Source organism: Aureimonas ureilytica DSM 18598 = NBRC 106430 (assembly GCF_000382705.1).
In the GTDB taxonomy this organism is placed as follows: domain Bacteria; phylum Pseudomonadota; class Alphaproteobacteria; order Rhizobiales; family Rhizobiaceae; genus Aureimonas; species Aureimonas ureilytica.
In genome coordinates, this window is sequence record NZ_ARQE01000001.1 from 794,223 (window position 1) to 811,923 (window position 17,701).

Consider the following 17,701-nt stretch of genomic DNA (forward strand, 5'->3'; position numbering starts at 1 on the left):
CGGGCGCCTATCCCCAGCGCCGCGACGTGCCTTCGATCTGCCTGATCGTGCCGCCGTCGACGCTGCGCAGCGAGCCGAGCTGGGAAAGCGTGACGCGGTTCCGGCCGGCGGATTTGGCCTTGTAGAGATTGGTGTCGGCGATCTTGTAGAGCGCGTCGAAGGGCACGGCGGTGCGGAAGGAAATGCCGCCGAGCGAGACCGACAGGCGCGTGCGCCGATTGCGCGGGCCGACCTCCAGCATGTTGATGCGCGCGCGCAGCCGCTCGGCCACGACCTGCGCCTCCTCGTAGCCGGCATTGCGCAGGAGAATGGCAAATTCCTCGCCGCCGAGCCGCCCGACGAGATCGTCCTTGCGCACGCTCTGGCGCAAGGTGGCCGCGATCAGCGACAGCGCCTCGTCGCCCGTTCCATGGCCCAGACGGTCGTTGATGCGCTTGAAATGGTCGGCGTCGAGGATCAGCAGCGTGTGGGGCACGTCGTCGCCCTCCCGGCGCCGCCCGTCCGGGCCGATGCGCAGCTCCACCGATTTCTGGAAGGCGGCGCGGTTCAACACCTGGGTCAGCCCGTCGCGCGTCGCGAAATGGAAGAGCTGGTGGTTGCGCCGGCGCAGCGCCACGATGCGGCTCGCCGCGTAGAGCTGCAGCGGCAGGGCGGAGACGAACAGCATCATGAGGCAGAACAGAAGCGCGTTCTGCGCCGCCGGCAGCGCGAAACTGCCGAAATACCAGTAGGTCGCGATCACCACCACGCCGGCCATGGTGACGGTCAGGCCGAGAAGTTCCAGGCAGAGCATTCGCAGCGAGTCGAGAAGAGGCGTGGGCATGGCGATCCTTGCGCTGGGCCTTGGGCGGAGAGGTCCAGGCTCCAGAATGACAAGCCCGCTTTGCCGCCCGCTGAATCGCGATCGGGCGATTTGATTCAAAGGCTTCGCTCGGTTGCGCTCCGGCCGGGCGGGCCGAGGAGGGCGCGAGGCGCGCGAAAAGAAATTCTCCTCTTTTGGCCTCCCGCGAACGGATTTGCTTCGCCGCCTCGGCATCGTGATCGCCGCGAGGTTCGCCAATCCCCGCTTTTCCGCGCTAGATTGCGGCCCGAAGCGCCCGTGGAGGCGCAGCCGGTGAGGGACAAGGACATTTCGCCATGGATACGCCCGCGAACAACCAGACCGCCCGGACCCACGGCCGGGGCCGCATCTACGATTCCATCGTCGACACGATCGGCGACACGCCGCTGGTGCGGCTCGACAAGTTCGCCCACGAAAAGGGCGTGAAGGCCAAGATCCTCGCCAAGCTCGAATTCTTCAACCCGATCGCCTCGGTGAAGGATCGCATCGGCGTCGCCATGCTGGAAGCGCTGGAAGCCGACGGCACGATCCGGCCGGGCCGCAACATCCTGATCGAGCCGACCTCGGGCAACACCGGCATCGCGCTCGCCTTCGCGGCCGCCGCCAAGGGCTATCAGCTGATCCTCACCATGCCCGAGACCATGTCGGTCGAGCGGCGCAAGATGCTGCGGCTGCTCGGCGCCGACCTCGTTCTCACCGAAGGCGCCAAGGGCATGAAGGGCGCGATCGCCAAGGCCGAGGAGCTGAAGGCCGAGATTCCGAACGCGGTGATCCCGCAGCAGTTCGAGAACCCTGCCAATCCGCAGATCCACCGCGTCACCACGGCCGAGGAAATCTGGAACGACACGGCCGGCAAGGTCGATCTCTTCGTCGCCGGCATCGGCACGGGCGGCACGATCACCGGCGTCGGGCAGGTCTTGAAGAGCCGCAATCCCGGCCTTCAGGTCGTCGCCGTCGAGCCGGAGAACTCGCCCGTCCTGTCGGGTGGCGCGCCGGGGCCGCACAAGATCCAGGGCATCGGCGCGGGCTTCGCCCCGGCCATTCTCGACCGCGAGATCTATGACGAGGTCGTCGCCGTCACCAATGACGAGGCCTTCGAGACGGCCCGTCTCGTGGCGCGGCTGGAAGGCGTGCCGGTCGGCATTTCCTCGGGCGCGGCGCTGGCGGCGGCCGCCAAGGTCGGCGCGCGCGAGGAGAACGCGGGCAAGAACCTCGTCGTGATCATCCCCTCCTTCGCCGAGCGCTATCTCTCCACCGCCCTGTTCGAAGGCCTCGTGTCGGAAGACGAGCCCAAGGAAAAGCCGAAGGGCGCGCCCTCGATCTGAGGTTTTCGAACATCGCCAACCCTTCGAGGGGCCGCCGCTTCGCCGCGCGGCCCCTTTTCTTTCGGCCCGCCTGTCCTTTCTTGGGGAGAACACGCGCGGCGCCCGCCTCACCCTCGGACCCGATCCGGGGACGGCACGCCGCATCCTTCGCGATCCCAAACCGCAAGGCTCCCATGCCGATCCAAGACACGATCGAATCCTCGCAGACCTTCCTGCGCACGCTCGCCGCCCAGGCCGCGACCTTCCTGCCCAATCTTCTCGTCGCCGTCCTCGTCATGGCGGTCGGCTTCTTCATCGCCGGCCGGCTGGCGGCGCTGGTCGGCCGGGCCTTCGGCCTGTCGCGCATCGACCAAACGGTGCGCGGGCCGCTGGTGGCCATGGTGCGCTATGTCGTGATCGTCATGGCGCTGATCATCGCGCTCGGCCAGATCGGCGTGCAAATGACCTCGCTGCTCGCCGTGCTCGGCGCCGCCGGCCTCGCCGTCGGTCTCGCGCTGCAAGGCACGCTTACCAATATCGCGGCGGGCATCATGCTCCTTTGGCTGCGCCCGTTCCGCGTCGGCGACTACATCGAGACGCAGAACTTCGCCGGCCGGGTGCACGAGATCGGCCTGTTCACCTGCCATCTGGAGACGTTCGACGGGCTCTTCGTCTTCGCGCCCAATTCCACGCTCTGGAACGTCTGGATGCGCAATCACTCGCGCGCCGCCTCGCGCCTTCTCGCCTGGCAGATCACGGTGCCGCGTCAGGTGCCCTTCGAGGCCGCGCATGAGGCCTTGATCTCGGCCTGGCCGAAGAATGCCGGCGAGGAGCAGCTGAGCGAGCCGGTCGCCTTTCTGGACCAATTGACCGCCGACACGCAGGTCATCGTGTTTCGCGGCGTCGTGAAGGAAGGCGCGACGACGGAAGCGCAGCGCCGCACGGCGCAGGCGATCCGGCGCATCTTCGTGGAGCGTTTCGGCGCCGACGGCGAGCCGCGCGCCATCCAGCGCATCGTTCCGGGCGACAGCGACCCGTCCCGCTATCTCGGCGCGGACGATGCACCGGAAGCCAACCGGACGCTGGTCAACGACAGGCCGGACGCGCCGAGCCAGAGCGTCGTGACGACGCCCTGACGCATCCTCCTCACCCCGCGCGGCGCGATATCCGCATCGGCAATCCGCCGCGCGGCTGCACCGTGATCTTCTGCACGGGATGGGGCGGGCGGTCGCCGGCATAGTCGAAGCGCCCATGGCGCATGAGGCTCGCGAGCGCGATGACGCCCTCCTGCATGGCGAAGGACGCGCCGATGCACACGCGCGGGCCGACGCCGAAGGGCAGATACTGGTAGCGGTCGAGCTTGGCGCGGTTTTCCGGCAGAAACCGCTCGGGCAGGAAATGGCCCGGCCGATCCCACAGGCGTTCGTGCCGATGGACGAGCCAGGGCATGACGAGGAGCGAGGCTCCGGCCGGCACGTCGAGATCGCCCACCCGGTCGGCCTCTAGGGCCATGCGGTTCAGCGAAGGCGCGGGCGGGTAGAGGCGCATCGCCTCCTCGAAGGCCGCGCGCGTCTGCGGCAGGGCCTCCACCCAGTCGAGCGGATCGGGCAGGCCGGGCAGGAGCGCGTCGAGCTCGCGCTCGACCTTCTCGCGCTCGTGCGGCGCCTGCGACAGGAGATAGAGCGTCCAGCCGAGAGCCCGCGCGGTGGTCTCGTGGCCCGCGCCGATGAAGGTGATGATGTTGTCCTCGATCTCGGAGGGCGACAGGCCTTCGCATTCGAGAAGAAGCGTCAGGAGATCGCGCGGGGCCGATCGGGGATCGCTCGCCATCTGCCGGCGGCGGCGCTCGGCGGTCTCGGTGATCATCTGACGGAAATAGCGCGCCGCCGAGCGCCCGCGCAGCCGGCCGAGGCGCGGCAGGAAGCTCGGCGCATCCAGAATGTCGAGGGGATCGACCCGGCCCATATGCGCCATGAACACGTCCATGGCACGCGCGAACTCGCCCGGCTCGCCGGTGATGTCGTCGGAAAACAGCGTCGCCTGGAGGATGTCGTAGGTGAGGAGGGTCATCTCGTGCGAGAGATCGACCACGCGTCCCGAGCGCCCCGCCAGCCCCTCGGCGAAGTCTGCCGAGCGATCCGCCATGACGCGGGCGAGGCCCGCGACGTTGCGCGGGGCGAAGACCGGCGCCATGGCCTTGCGCGTGCGCTTCCACAGATCGCCCTCGGCGGTCAGCAGCCCGTCGCGCAGGAGCGGCTTCAACACGCGCTGGCGCAAGGGCTGCATCACGTAATTGGCGGCATTGTCCACCAGCGTGCGGCGGATCAGGGTGGGGTCGTTGACGACGATGGTCGGCGTCTTCAGCCAGTCGTTGCGCAGGACCGGCTCCTGGAAGGCGCGCGTTCCCCAGATCTCGATCGGATTGCGCGAGGCCGTCAGCACGAAGGAAAAGAAGCCGAGCGGCTTCTCGTGCGGGCGCGGGGCGGGGGCGAGAAACGGGGTGAGGGGGCTTGCCCCGGCGGACAGATCGGTCATCGAACGGTCTCCTTCGCCACGGGCGAGAGGGCCCTCTGCGGCGTCGCATCGATATGGGAAAGCGATCATGGCGGCGAAAGGGCGGGCCCGGGCGTCGCACAGCCGGCCTTCCCCAGGCGCGAAAGGCCGCAAAGCTTGGATTGCGATGCAAAAACTTCTATATGAAACAGGTCGAACAGACGTGCCGCGCGGCCCCGCCTGCCGCGCCATGACCCGTTAGGAATGCCATGTCCGAAGCCCCCGAGACCACCGAAACCGCCAGCGCGGAATACGGCGCCGATTCCATCAAGGTGCTGAAGGGTCTCGACGCGGTTCGCAAGCGGCCGGGCATGTATATCGGCGACACGGACGACGGGTCGGGCCTCCACCACATGGTCTACGAGGTGGTGGACAACGCCATCGACGAGGCGCTGGCCGGCCATGCGACGCATGTCACCGTGACCCTGAACCCGGACGGCTCCTGCACCGTGACCGACAACGGGCGCGGCATCCCGACCGACATCCACACGGGCGAGGGCGTGTCGGCGGCCGAGGTCATCATGACCCAGCTTCATGCCGGCGGTAAGTTCGACCAGAATTCCTACAAGGTCTCCGGCGGTCTGCACGGCGTCGGCGTTTCGGTCGTCAACGCCCTCTCGGTGTGGCTGAAGATGAAGATCCGCCGCAAGGGGCAGATCCACGAGATGAGCTTCACCCACGGCGTGCCCGACGCGCCGCTGGCGGTGACGGGGGACGCCGGCGCCGAGACCGGCACGGCCATCACCTTCCTGCCCTCGACCGACACGTTCCGGGGCGTCATCACCTTCGACTACGGAACGCTGGAGCATCGCCTGCGCGAGCTCGCCTTCCTGAATTCGGGCGTGCGCATCATCCTCACCGACAAGCGCCATGCCGACGAGAAGCGCAGCGAGCTCTTCTACGAAGGGGGTCTCGAAGCCTTCGTGCGCTATCTCGACCGGGCGCGCAAACCGCTGATCTCCGAGCCGATCGTGCTCAAGGGCGAGAAGGACGGGATCACCGTCGAAGCCGCGCTCTGGTGGAACGACAGCTACAACGAAACCGTGCTCTGCTTCACCAACAACATTCCGCAGCGCGACGGCGGCACGCATATGGCGGGCTTTCGCGGCGCGCTGACGCGCCAGGTGATCGGCTATGCCGAAACCTCCGGCACCCTGAAGAAGGAAAAGGTGCAGCCGACCGGCGACGATTGCCGCGAGGGCCTGTCCTGCATCCTTTCGGTGAAGGTGCCCGACCCGAAATTCTCCTCGCAGACCAAGGACAAGCTCGTCTCCTCCGAGGTGCGCCCGGTGGTGGAAAGCCTCGTCAACGAGACGCTCTCCTCCTGGTTCGAGGAGCATCCGCAGGAAGCGCGCGTCGTCACCGCCAAGGTGGTGGAAGCGGCCGCCGCGCGCGAGGCGGCCCGCAAGGCGCGCGAGCTGACGCGCCGCAAGGGCGCGCTCGACATCACCTCGCTGCCCGGCAAGCTCGCCGACTGCCAGGAGAAGGACCCGGCGAAATCCGAGATCTTCCTGGTCGAGGGCGATTCCGCCGGCGGCTCGGCCAAGGGCGCCCGCTCGCGCCAGAACCAGGCCATCCTGCCGCTGCGCGGCAAGATCCTGAACGTGGAGCGCGCCCGCTTCGACCGGATGCTGGGCTCCGATCAGATCGGCACGCTGATCACCGCGCTCGGCACCTCGATCGGCAAGGACGAGTTCAACCCGGACAAGCTGCGCTACCACAAGATCATCATCATGACGGACGCCGATGTCGACGGCGCCCATATCCGCACGCTGCTTCTCACCTTCTTCTTCCGGCAGATGCCCGAGCTGATCGAGCGCGGCTATATCTACATCGCGCAGCCGCCGCTCTATAAGGTGACGCGCGGCAAGCAGAGCCAGTATCTGAAGAACGAGAAGGCGCTCGAGAACTACCTGATCGAGGGCGGGCTGGAAGACGCGGTCCTGCTTCTGGGCGGCGGCGAAGCGCGCTCGGGCCGCGACCTGCGCTCCGTGGTGGAGGACGCGCTTTCCGTCCGCCAGATCCTGAACGGTCTTCACTCGCGCTACAACCGGCAGGTCGTGGAACAGGCGGCGGTCGCGGGCGCCCTGTCGCCCTCGGTCGCCGAGAACACCGGCGAGGCCGAGGTCATGGCCGACCGCATCGCCAAGGCGCTCGACGCGGTGGCCGAGGAAACCGAGCGCGGCTGGATCGGCGAGGCCGACGGCATGGGCGGCTACCGGTTCCAGCGCACGGTGCGCGGCGTTCAGGAAGTGCAGGCGCTCGACGCGGCGCTGATCCAGTCCGCCGACGCGATCGCGCTCAACCGTCTGGCGGCCCGGCTCGGCGAGGTCTATCCGCTGACGCCGGTCCTGCGCCGCAAGGAAACCGAGCGCGCCATCCACGGCCCGCTCGATCTCGTCGCCGCCGTGTTCGAAGTCGGCCGCAAGGGCCTCTCGCTCCAGCGCTACAAGGGCCTTGGCGAAATGGACCCCGAGCAGCTCTGGGAAACCACGCTCGACCCGGACGTCCGCTCGCTGCTTCAGGTCAAGATCAACGACGCGACCGACGCCGACCAGCTCTTCTCCCGCCTGATGGGCGACGAAGTGGAGCCGCGCCGCGAGTTCATCCAGGACAATGCCCTGCAAGTCGCCAATCTCGACATCTGAGGGGCGTTTGTCGTGACCATCCGCTCCGGAGCGCTTGTTTCCGAGAGCGGACGATCCGCATGGACGTCCTGACGAACCACCGGACGATCAGCGTTCGACGCGACACCCGCGCAGCAGAAGGGGCGTCGCACCGATTTGACTCGGTCTGACGTCCGCCAAGCGGGATGCGGCTGACCGGACGTGCGGACTGGCACGGGCGGACTGGCACGGACGGACTGGCACGGGGGCACTGCGTTGATCGGGCGGCGCCCGGTTGCGGGCGGGTGTTCCCGCTCCTTCGCCTGGACGGAGCCGCGCCAAGACGACCTCCGTCGTTCCCGCCGCGACCCCGATCGGTCCGTTGCGGGCGCGCCGGATCGCCGACAGGGTGATATGCCGCTCCGGTCGAGCGGAGGCGGCGGCCTCAGCCCCGGCAACGGACGGCCCGCTCGGCGCTCCGCCACAGGAGAAGGCCGGCCAGCATGGCCACGGCGAAGAGCCAGCCGGAAAGCGCCCCGGCATGGATGCCCGACAGGAGCGCGCCGACCGAGCAGCCGAGCGCCAGCGTCGCGCCCCAGCCGAGAAGGACGCCGCCGAGAAGGCCGCGCAGGACGTGGGACCGGCGCGGCCGGGCCGGCCGGAAGTCGCCCGCCGCCAGAGCCGAGGCGAGGCTCGCCGCGACGAGCCCGAGGACGAAGACGCCGTTGGCCGACAAGAGCGCCTCGGACAGGATCGAGATGCAGCCGCGCAAGGTCTCCAGGCCGAGGAGCCGGTCCGGCACGAGGCCGGCCGCCGCGCCGAGATCGCGGGCGCGCGCCGACAGTTCGGCGGTGACGCCGAGCGGCGCGACGCGCAGATAGGCGAAGGCGCCGAGCGCGCCGACGAGGAGCCCCCCGAGCCAGCCCGGCCACCGCGCGACGAAGACCGCGCGCAGCGGCTGGAGCGCTGCCGGGCCCGGCCCCGCCGCGTCGCGCGCCGCGCGGGCGGCGGCCTGGCGCGCCGAGCGGCGCAGGAGAAGCGGCCAGGCGAGGGCGGCGAGGAGCGCCAGCGTCGCGGCGAGCCAGCCGGGATAGCCGAGACGGGCCGGAAGCCAGACCACCGGCGCCTCCGCCACGAGGGCGAGATAGAGCGGGTTCCAGGTGGCGAAGCCGAGGACGAAGCCGAGAAGCGCGCCCAGAAGCGCGAAAGGCGCGGTCGGCGAGCCTTCGCCCAGGCGATACAGGTGGGCCGAAAGGCACGAGCCGGACAGCGTCATGCCCGCTCCGAAGGTAAGGCCGCCGAGGGCGGTCGTCAGCGCGAGCGGGCCGATGAAGGCGTCCGGCGGCAGGCGGCCGGTGCCGGGGTCGGGAAGCCAGGCGCCGAAGACGAGCGCGTAGCCGACCGCGCCGCTCGCCAGCGCCGCCAGAAGGCCGCGCAACCCGTCGGGCTCGCGCTCGTCCAGCCATTCGCGGATGCCGCAGTAGAAGCAGAAGCGCGAGCGCTGGAGGACAAGGCCGAAGGCCGCCCCGAAGGTGAGCGAAAGGGCGAGCCCGTCGCCGAAGCCGCCATGCGACAGGCCGAGGCCGGCGGCGAGGAGGGCGATGAAGATCGCGAGCGAGGCGGCGAGGCCGGACAGGCCGGGGCCCTCCCGGCGGTCCGCGGCGGCACCCGCCCGGCTTTCGGAGATCGCGCTCATGGTCGTCCTACGTCCGAGGCTGACGGGAAACGGGCGAAGAGACCGGGCGCGACGGTCGCGCCCGGTCCGTTAGGGGGAATGGGGCGGCCTACTTGCCGGTCCAGACGGTGTTGGAGACGTTCACGATCGGCGCGCCGACCGAATTGCCGTACTCGGTCCAGGAGCCGTCGTAGTTCCTCACGTCGTAACCGAGAATCTTGGAGAGCAGGAACCAGGTGTGGCTGGAGCGCTCGCCGATGCGGCAGTAGACGATGGTCGGCTTCGAGCCGTCGATGCCCTTCGCGGCGTAGATCGCCTTCAACTCCTCGGCCGGCTTGAAGGTGCCGTCCTCGGCGACGGCGGTGGACCAGGGCACGTTGATGGCGCCGGGCACGTGGCCCGCACGGATCGAGAGCTCCTGCGAACCCTGCGGTGCGAAGATCTTGCCGGAATATTCGTCGCCCGAGCGGATGTCGACGATGGTGCCCTCGGCCGTGCCCTTGGCGACGGCGAGGACGTCGGGAAGGCGCGCCCGCTGTGCTGACGCGCATAAACCTAGCGGTTTGACGCGCATAAAGCTGTTTTTGACGCGCATAAAGCTTGCGAAAAGTCGCAGATTCCAACGTGCTAGTGCGTATCGACGGCTTCAGCTCAAGCAGGACGAAGACGATCGGGGCATCCCGACCCGTCAAATGCGGGCCCTAAGTCACGTCCGATGCGACGCGTCCACGGGGCAGACGGCGTTTGTAAGCTTGGGACCGAAAGGCGGAAGGTGGCAGCCGAACGCGTTGATCGTCAGTCGTTAGATGGTCGGCGTCCTGCCGCAGGCAGGCAGCCGACGGTCGCCCATCGCGCATTGGGTGTCGACCGGTTCACCTTCATGCAATAGCAGACCGTACCTGAACGCCCGGTGGCATGCCTCCTGACGGTGCTTAACCCCGGTCCGAAACACACGGACTGATGGGCTGGGTGCGAGACCTCAACGCGATCTTCAGCAGATGCCACGAAGTCTCGCATGTCAGCCAGCGAACGCGATTCGGTCTGCGTGCGCCACGATGAGGTCGGCGAATGAAGAGGCTTCCACTTCGACCCCGTCCGAGGCCCGGAGAGTCTCCCACTTCGCTTCTGTGCCGCCTCGCCGCCAGGTCGGGTCGCCAACAGATGAAGGCGTTCGCGCAATGGGTCGGCGTCGACCTAGCCGACGTAGCGTCGGGAAGGTCCAACGCGCAACTGGCTTGCCTTTCGGGACTGCCGATCGAGGAGATCAACGAGTATTCGGCGCATCCTCTCGGAGAGGAGACTGTGACCTACCGTGGCCGTGAACTCGTCCTTCGTCACGACTGGCTGGCGCCCGGGGGGCGCAGCCTCGGTGGGTCCTACTGTCCCATCTGCCTGTCCGACGATCTGGCGGACACGTGCGAGGATGCAGGTCCGGTCGAGCAACGTGCCTACTGGCGTTCCCATTGGGACGTAAGCACCATCCGGTCGTGCAACCGGCATGGCATTCTCCTGCGACATCGCTGTCCCAACGAGGCGTGCGCGGCGCCCGTCCGGCTGATGGGGGCCTCGATTCACCGATGCTTCGAATGCGACGCCGACCTCCGGATGGGGCCAACGCTGACGCTTCCCGAGGCCCATGGTCGTTTCCAGGCGTACGCACATGGCCGCATCGGGCTCGGTCCAGCATTCTCCGTTCGGTGGCTCGACGAGTTCTATCCCTATCAGGCGGAGGAACTCTGCTGGCGTCTAGGATCGGCGAGCAGCCGTACGTCCCAGTCGCACAACGACCATGCGAAGCAGGATCCGATCGGCTTCCAGGTCGCGTGCGACGAAGGACTTGCGATCTGCGAGGGGGGCGAGGTTGCGATCGACGCAATTCTGGACCGTATGGTGGACGAGGCCGACAGCAGGGCTGCCGGCCCGAGCGCAGCGTATGGTCCTTTCTACCGGTGGCTGGACAACAAGCGCGTGCACGAATCCCCGCCCGTCACTCTGTTGCGTGCGATCGTGACGCGGCATGCCCTGCGGGAGATACCGTTCATGGAGCGCGACCAGCTGTTCGGGGAAGAGGTTCGCGGGAACGCCTATACTTCCGTTCGCTCCGCGTCGCTTCGAATCCCTCTCCAGTACAAAAGCTTCGTGCGTACAGCTCTTGAGCATGGACTGATGGACGACAGGGACGTCCGCCTGCGCCGCTTTCGCCTGGACCGACTGCAGGATCTTGTGAGGGCAAGACGGGAGCGGCCGGTCTGGCTGAAAGAGTTCCTCGACACGTTCGGGATCGGTCGCGTCAGTTTCAACGATCTCGTCCGCACGGAACGTGTCAAAGTCCTCCGGGGCGCATCCCGTACCTCCAGCGGCGTCCCCCGCGACGACTACGACCGTCTCCTCGACCGTATTGGAATGAACAAACAACCGACTGCCATCGAGTTCGAGCATACGACGCTCGGTGACGAGCATGTCCGTCGCGCGCAGGTGCTGCAGGGCCTCATCGATGGCGCGATCGTATCGGTTGGCCCCCTTTCTCCAAGTGATCCCCTAAGCCTCGTTCTAGCACGCGAGGATGTCGAGAGGTTGAGTTTAGGACCTCGGCGGGTACCGAAAGTCCGCGATGAATTTGCCATGCTCGGGCCTGTCCCGAGGCCGAACATCGATGGTACGACATTATCGTTCGAGGAATTCCAGCTGCGGCTGAGCTTGCGTGCGGCTCTCGCAAGAGATCTGTTGGCCACCGATCTGTTCGAGATCGAAAGCGTTCTGGAGACCGGTCGAAGGAAGATCTCGGTGCGTTCCGTGCTGGAGTTCGAGCGATCCTACATCCTGTCGCGCTCCCTTCATCATGAGGTTTCGGTTTCCTGGGGCGATCGTCTACGTGATGCAATGGTCGACGCGGGCATGACGGTCGTAAGGCTTCCGCGGCACCCACGGGTGGATCTCCTCAAGAGAAGCGAAGTCCAAGCCTACCTGCCGTTGATGCGCAAGCTGAGGCATGACTGGTTCTGCGATTACCACCGGGACTATGCGAGGCGCCATTCGCGTTCGGATGCTCGAACCGAGCGATAAATCCATTGGTGCACGATGGCATGCGTGAGGCCAAGGTCCATACCGGGTAGTCTGGGAGATCCGTCAAAAGCAAGACCCTGCCAGCCGATGTGATCCGCGTCCGCACTTCACCATCACCACGGGACGTCCGCATCTCTTCGGGCAAGCAGCTAAGCCGAGTTCCCGAGCTGCGCTTCAAGCAGCGTCTCCACGAGGTCGGGCGAACCGGATGCTCACCGCCCGCACATAGGGGCCCTCCGGAAGCCGAAGTCGGACAGTGTTTCGCCGCCTGTCCTCGACTGCTCGCTCGCTCGCCGTCAGTTCGGAGCGCGCGTGCAGTTCGACAGGCGTGCAAGCCCAATCCGGTATCTCGTCGGACTGAGACAGCCCCCATTCGTCGACGTTATCCAGGAACCGCGAATCATTCTCGTTCATGTCGACCTCGACGCTCGATGTCTCCTCCCGGGTGCCGCGGACCCATTCCAGGGTGACCGCATCCTGGATCTCGAGGAACACGACGGACCAGTCCTCCCGATCGAACACCCATCGGATGTCGGACCACGTCGGCCGGCCGTCGAAGAAGTGCTGCCACTTGCCGACGAAAACGTAGCGACCCTCAACGTCGCTCTCTTCCACCTCGAGGGGCAACTCTGCCTCAAGCGGCACCATCGACGACCCAACGAACGGAATGACGACCATCAGCGCACGAACTCCCAACGGCCGTCGTCGTGCAGGTCGTGCATCGAGTGCGCCCAGGCGGGAAACTTCTCGCCGAGCGTAATGCCAGGGAACTCGTCGCAGTCGAGGATCTCAGGATGGTCCAGCAGCAGCTTCCGCTCGAAATCCTTCTCTTCGGCCACCGTGCCCAGAACCCATGGGCCGCCCTCGACCTCGCGGAGATGGAGCCAGACGATCCTTTTTGTGTCGCGGTCCAGCACCCACCGGACGGCGGTATCGGAGCCGATGCCGACCAGATCGCACCTCCAGTCCGCGGTGTGGGCGAACCAGGCGCGAAGGCGATCATCGTCGGTGTGGCGGCGGTGTCCGCCAGCGTCGTTGCGAGTCCTTCCGGCCATTTCCTGAAACCTTTCCACCAGCGCATCTCAGCGCGACATCGAAATGGTCCCCCGGATCGGCTGGGCCCGCAAGCGCCCCGCCGACGCGTTCGGACTTCGGATCGAGTCCTACGACCGCGGCCACCTGAGGGTCGCAATCGTCCCCTGGATCCTTCGGATGTCGCCGTACGATCGGGCGAAGAGGCAGTGCGCGCCTCTTCGTCAGCGCCTCCGGTTAGGTCCAAGACGGTGCGTGCTCAGTTCTCGGTTTCTTCGGAAGCGTTCACCTTCTGTCCACCCGCTTGCAGCCCCGATTTTTTGCCCACACCATTTTTCAGCGGTCCCGATCGGCCGTCCAAAACCGACCGAGGGAGACCCATGGCAGACAGGATCGAAACGATCGACGAACTCCGCAACGCGCTTGCCGCCGCGGTGAAGGCGGGCACCTTCGACGTGCACGTCGAGGTCAGGGACGTGCACAAAAACTTCGATGTCGCGACCGCCATCCCCAACCTGGAGATCCACAACGCGATCGGCGCCCTGATGCGTTCGGGCGACAAGCCGGAGGTCGTCTTCATCCTGGGGGGCGGGCAGGTCGTGGGTCAGATCCACGTGCCGGTGGACGGCGACTGCACTGTCGAAGACGAACTCTGGAAGGTAGCGGGCGACGCTTCCGTCCTCCACGGCGGAAAGGTCTGGCTGACGCCGGCACCCTCCGGCGCCTACGGCTTCGGCATCCTCGAGGCGTTCCGAATGCCTCCGGGGTATTACGGACCGAACGACTGGCCGCTGATCGAACGCTTCGGCGTCGAATGCGGCAAGTTCCAGCAGTCCCGGGAACGGGTGGCGGCTTGACGCGCGAGACGGCATGCGAGCCAGTCGGTGAGGGCGATCGGTCCTGCGATGCGACCGCCGCCCTGATACGGCTTGGCGAGATGGTGCGCGAAGGGGGATGGCAGCCATCGGACGCGCAGGTTCGTGAACTCGCGTGGATCCTGGCCGACCGCATGCCGTCGAGTTCCGCCGCGTTCCGAAACTCCTTCCGAGCCGAGAGGGCAACCGCATTTCGCGCGGCGACCGGCTTGCGCACCGCTTCCGACCGGGGAACCATTCCCACACAGACCGCCGATACAAGGAGCACCAGATGACGAACCTACGAAACCGCATCCACATCCTCCTCATCGGCGACGAGACCATGAAGGAGATGTTCGAGGTGAAGGACGTCTACTCCGCCGAGGAGGGCAACGATCCCTGGGTCGGCGTGGCTCGGATCCTGGAGGACCGGCTCGACATCGACCTGAACGATCCCGCGAACGCCGACATCGGCATCCGGATCAACAAGGAGGACTTCAGCTACCTCGCGCCCCATCCCGCGAGCGGGACCTACACCACGATCTCGTCCCTGCTGCAGATCCACGAGAACGGGATGGCGGGCTTCGACGAGCTGAGCGACGAGGTCCAGTACCGATACCAGATGCTGATCGGCTCGATCGGCAACCTCATGTTCTCGCTGTTCGATGCCGAGCAGGAGCGGAAGGCGCTTGCAGCATAGGGTGCTGCCCGGACGAGATCGTCGCTCCCGGCTGCAGGGCGTGCCCCCACGGCTGCACCCACGCACGCTTGGCAGCGCCAGCTGCGTCTGTGTCGGACGCTGTGATGACGCTGGCTTGTCTGCTTAATGCAAGCCGCCACGGTTGGGCCGGCAGGCGAAGCCCACCGATCCGATGTTTCGGCATCCACCTGCCAGCAGCTGAACGGCATGCTGCGTGAGAAGGGATGGCAGCCGTCGGACGCGCAGGTTTGCGAACTGGCGCGGCTGCTGGCCGACCACGTACCCGCCGAGATCCGGCTCGATCCGCGAGGCATTGGGTCCGACGTGATCGACGGCGCGGCACGGACCGAGACGTTGGAACCGGAAAAGTTTTCCGACGGCTTGCGGAAGCGGCGAGACCGGGGAACCCTTTGTCGACGCGTTATGCGGCACAGGATGGAGGGGAGGCATGGACGACCGGAAGTACCGAGAAGAGATCCGGATCGCAGTCGAGTCGCTCCGGCTGGCTGATCGAGACATGGTCGCGTTCGAGCTGGATGAGGGCGATGGCGAGGACACGTTTCTCGGCGAAGGCTCGACGTACAAACGGATCAAGCTCCGCGTCGACGCTGCCATCGCCTCCATCGAGGACGAGGGGCTGAACCGGGAGACCGCCGCGAAGGGCACGCTCGCGCTGCTCGAGTCGATCCTGCTCACGACGTCCGCAGAGCACATGGGCATGATCGAGGCTGCGATCCGGATGACGAACGCGGCCGAAGCCCGGGCGAACGGCTAGCGCTCTCGCCGACCGATGAAACCGGACGCGAACAGGACCCCTCCATGGCCGAGCAGACTAAAAATTTTCGTCGTTCCGCAGGAAGTATTACAACGATGTTCGAAGGCATCATCGACGGATCCCAGGCCGCGCGGCCAGCGCCGATGGCGGAACTGACGGTCGGCGCGTTCGCCATGGAAGTCCGCGCCACGGGAATGTCACTCGGTCCCTGGGTCGGGCGGCCGGTCGCGGTGTTGGCGATCTGCCGCCGCACCCTCATGGTCGCCGGCGTCCACGTCGCGCAGACGGGAGTCAGCTACGACAGCGTGATGCGATGCCTTGCCGACGCGTTACTGCCCAAGGACGCGGCGGAATTCGGCGCGACGGGCTTCTGGCCGTGCGAAGGCGTCGCGGACCGTGTCTTCGTCCATGCACGGCATGACCTGACGCCGGCGCCGTTCGGGCGCTTCCGACGAGCTCTCGGCATCGACGTCCTGCGGCACGAGATCCACGAGCCGTTGGTCTGTGAATTGGCCGACCGCTGGTCGCAGGAGATGGGGATCGAGGTCGACCCACGGGAGGACGGGCAGTCCGCGATCGCGAACATGGTCGCGCATCGCATGCCCGAAGGCGACGAGGTTCCGCTGGGCGAACTCGATCGGAAGCTACGCCGCTGGATCGTAGACAGTTACAACGCCGCCGCCGTTCCCGGCATCGAGCGCTCGCCCCTCGACCTTTGGCGTGAGGCGGCGGTCGGCTTCGTCCCGCGGTTCGTGCCTGCCGACGCGCCGGGCGACCTATTTCGGCACGAAGCGTTTCGCATGATCGGTCCGCGTGGCGTGTCCTGGGGTGGGCGCACCTACTGGAGCGAGGCAGTGCCCGGGCTCGTGGACAGATGGGGTGAGGCGCGGACGTACGAGGTTCGCGCCGATCCGGTAGACGTCACGAGCGTCGAGATCTGCACGCCGGAGCGCAAGTGGGTGCGCCTCAGCGCCCGCTGGGTGTGATCAGTAGAAGACCTGCAGTTTGTCGGGCTTAAGCATTCTCAGAACGTCAAGCACGACCAACGCGAGCGTTGTGAACCGTGCCGCGCGAAAGAACAGCGTACCAATCGAGTCGTCGCTATCATAAGCGGCGCTGCAATTCGCCTACCTTTTGGCACGTCGCCATCCCGCTTCCCGGGCCTCGGCTTCCGTGCAGAACCAACGCTCGCCACGCGACGTGTCGATCCGCGTTTCGGCGTAGTTCTCGTCACCTTGCATGTGGTAGATGTTACCGTGCTCGGACAGGTTTCCCTTGATCGTGCAATCTTGGCGAGCAGCCAGGGCGCTGGCCGCCGACCGAAGCGTTGGCCAAGCCAACCCGGCGCCCACCGTCGCGCCAAAAGCCGCGACGGCGAGCAAGGCGACACGAGCGGCGAAGGGTAGCGTGGATCCCAGGTATGATGGTGGGGCAGGGCTCCGACCCTGTCGGCTGACATGGACAAGTTCGGTAACTGTCCGCTGCCCGTTTAGCAGTGACTCTTTTCGCCCGAACCGTGTCGACGCTGACTTACGCATCAGTTGAGTATCATCGACAAGTCTTTCTGGTTCGTTGAGTTGAGTGATCCAGTTTGCGACAGCCCTTCCGCCCGGCGCTCCGCTGTTCAACGGCTATGTTACGGCTAACGCTCGGTCATGCCGAAAGGCATTCGCCACCCAATGCACCGCGTTGATTCCCGATGGTAAGGGTCCCGTTCTCAAGTTGGATGAATGCCGTGCAAACCCATTCCCAGAACATAGCCTTAGACCTTCCCGCGCGGCGCTTGCATTGCAAATTTCCGTAGAAGGCGTCACGAGCTGCAGCGCTCCTGGGCTTCGAGAAGGTGGTGATCGACGCGGCGTAAAGGCCAAAGAGCAGTGAATCGGTCGAAAGAACTCCCTTGAGTTCCAGTCCTCACGTTCGCGTCGCGTACAGGCCGCTTAGCGCCCATCCCGGTCGCTTGAGCGCGCTTTTCATTTGCCCGAAAGCTGCCGGTCGGCTCCCGACCTGATCTCATGAGGAAGCATCCGGCAGCACGTCGGCGGCTGCACACTTCCATCGGCCGTTCTGGCCATGGGAGAACGACAATGGGACATACGACATTCGATCCGATTGGTAGTGCGCGCAGGGCTTGGAACGCTGGGCGCACAGTTGGCGCCAAACGGGCGCTGAAGCCGCAACAGGTTTGGGCAATCCGCTTCTGGCTTGACCACGAAGGCCGGCTACGCGATCGGGCGCTCTTTGACCTCGCTATCGACAGCAAGCTGCGTGGCTGTGACGTTGTGAAGGTGACGATCG

The 17,701-nt window shown here is 66.4% G+C and carries 14 protein-coding genes and 2 pseudogenes; 9 read left to right on the forward strand and 7 right to left on the reverse strand.

Translation table 11 applies throughout. From position 1 onward, the window contains the following. Positions 1 to 7 precede the first annotated feature (7 nt). Positions 8 to 823: a GGDEF domain-containing protein gene (locus tag B146_RS27545; protein ID WP_019995079.1), complete on the reverse strand. Its 816-nt coding sequence runs from the start codon at positions 821 to 823 to the stop codon at positions 8 to 10. A 314-nt stretch (positions 824 to 1,137) separates the two neighbouring features. On the opposite strand from B146_RS27545, the gene cysK reads away from it, so the two are divergent. Together cysK and B146_RS27550 are read left to right on the forward strand one after the other, a co-directional pair. Then, positions 1,138 to 2,166, forward strand: a complete 1,029-nt coding sequence (gene cysK / locus B146_RS0103745; RefSeq protein WP_019995080.1) for a cysteine synthase A — start codon at positions 1,138 to 1,140, stop codon at positions 2,164 to 2,166. 173 nt (positions 2,167 to 2,339) lie between these two features. After that, a complete protein-coding gene (locus tag B146_RS27550; RefSeq protein ID WP_019995081.1) occupies positions 2,340 to 3,281 on the forward strand; it encodes a mechanosensitive ion channel family protein in 942 nt (313 codons plus the stop codon). 10 nt (positions 3,282 to 3,291) lie between these two features. Here the strand turns inward: B146_RS27550 and B146_RS0103755 are convergent, their stop codons facing one another. Continuing rightward, complete coding sequence (locus B146_RS0103755; protein ID WP_019995082.1) at positions 3,292 to 4,680, reverse strand: cytochrome P450; 1,389 nt, start codon at positions 4,678 to 4,680, stop codon at positions 3,292 to 3,294. Between the two features lie 227 nt (positions 4,681 to 4,907). Here B146_RS0103755 and gyrB point away from each other — a divergent pair, with 227 nt between their 5' ends. Next, positions 4,908 to 7,346, forward strand: coding sequence for a DNA topoisomerase (ATP-hydrolyzing) subunit B (gyrB, locus tag B146_RS0103760; RefSeq protein ID WP_019995083.1), 2,439 nt, complete (start codon positions 4,908 to 4,910; stop codon positions 7,344 to 7,346). Positions 7,347 to 7,749: 403 nt separating this feature from the next. Here gyrB and B146_RS0103765 read toward each other — a convergent pair whose 3' ends face one another. Both B146_RS0103765 and B146_RS24980 read right to left on the reverse strand, forming a co-directional pair. Then, positions 7,750 to 9,000, reverse strand: coding sequence for a YeeE/YedE thiosulfate transporter family protein (locus tag B146_RS0103765; protein ID WP_019995084.1), 1,251 nt, complete (start codon positions 8,998 to 9,000; stop codon positions 7,750 to 7,752). An 88-nt stretch (positions 9,001 to 9,088) separates the two neighbouring features. Then, positions 9,089 to 9,514 (reverse strand): annotated as a pseudogene (locus tag B146_RS24980) (sulfurtransferase); the annotation flags it as partial. Positions 9,515 to 10,047: 533 nt separating this feature from the next. Between B146_RS24980 and B146_RS0103775 the strand changes: the two are divergent. Beyond that, positions 10,048 to 12,042, forward strand: a complete 1,995-nt coding sequence (locus tag B146_RS0103775; RefSeq protein ID WP_081630898.1) for a TniQ family protein — start codon at positions 10,048 to 10,050, stop codon at positions 12,040 to 12,042. A 174-nt stretch (positions 12,043 to 12,216) separates the two neighbouring features. Here the strand turns inward: B146_RS0103775 and B146_RS0103780 are convergent, their stop codons facing one another. Together B146_RS0103780 and B146_RS0103785 are read right to left on the reverse strand one after the other, a co-directional pair. Next, positions 12,217 to 12,720, reverse strand: coding sequence for a hypothetical protein (locus tag B146_RS0103780; RefSeq protein ID WP_019995087.1), 504 nt, complete (start codon positions 12,718 to 12,720; stop codon positions 12,217 to 12,219). Continuing rightward, the gene (locus B146_RS0103785) at positions 12,720 to 13,115 is read right to left on the reverse strand and encodes a hypothetical protein (protein WP_155897340.1); all 396 of its coding nucleotides are present in this window, start codon (positions 13,113 to 13,115) and stop codon (positions 12,720 to 12,722) included. The genes B146_RS0103780 and B146_RS0103785 overlap by 1 nt, the downstream gene beginning before the upstream one ends. A gap of 339 nt (positions 13,116 to 13,454) precedes the next feature. Between B146_RS0103785 and B146_RS0103790 the strand changes: the two genes are divergently transcribed. From B146_RS0103790 to B146_RS0103805, 4 genes are all read left to right on the forward strand, one after another. After that, a complete protein-coding gene (locus B146_RS0103790) occupies positions 13,455 to 13,931 on the forward strand; it encodes a hypothetical protein (RefSeq protein ID WP_019995089.1) in 477 nt (158 codons plus the stop codon). 289 nt (positions 13,932 to 14,220) lie between these two features. Beyond that, a complete protein-coding gene (locus B146_RS0103795; RefSeq protein ID WP_019995090.1) occupies positions 14,221 to 14,628 on the forward strand; it encodes a hypothetical protein in 408 nt (135 codons plus the stop codon). 448 nt (positions 14,629 to 15,076) lie between these two features. Further along, positions 15,077 to 15,403 carry a hypothetical protein gene (locus B146_RS0103800; protein ID WP_019995091.1) on the forward strand — a complete coding sequence of 109 codons (327 nt, stop codon included), beginning with the start codon at positions 15,077 to 15,079 and terminating at the stop codon, positions 15,401 to 15,403. A gap of 44 nt (positions 15,404 to 15,447) precedes the next feature. Further along, positions 15,448 to 16,389 carry a type 2 periplasmic-binding domain-containing protein gene (locus B146_RS0103805; protein WP_155897341.1) on the forward strand — a complete coding sequence of 314 codons (942 nt, stop codon included), beginning with the start codon at positions 15,448 to 15,450 and terminating at the stop codon, positions 16,387 to 16,389. Positions 16,390 to 16,530: 141 nt separating this feature from the next. On the opposite strand, the gene B146_RS30335 is transcribed toward B146_RS0103805, so the two are convergent. Continuing rightward, the gene (locus tag B146_RS30335; protein WP_456061864.1) at positions 16,531 to 16,941 is read right to left on the reverse strand and encodes a sunset domain-containing protein; all 411 of its coding nucleotides are present in this window, start codon (positions 16,939 to 16,941) and stop codon (positions 16,531 to 16,533) included. A 549-nt stretch (positions 16,942 to 17,490) separates the two neighbouring features. Between B146_RS30335 and B146_RS28215 the strand changes: the two are divergent. Then, positions 17,491 to 17,701: pseudogene (locus tag B146_RS28215) on the forward strand (integrase); the annotation flags it as partial.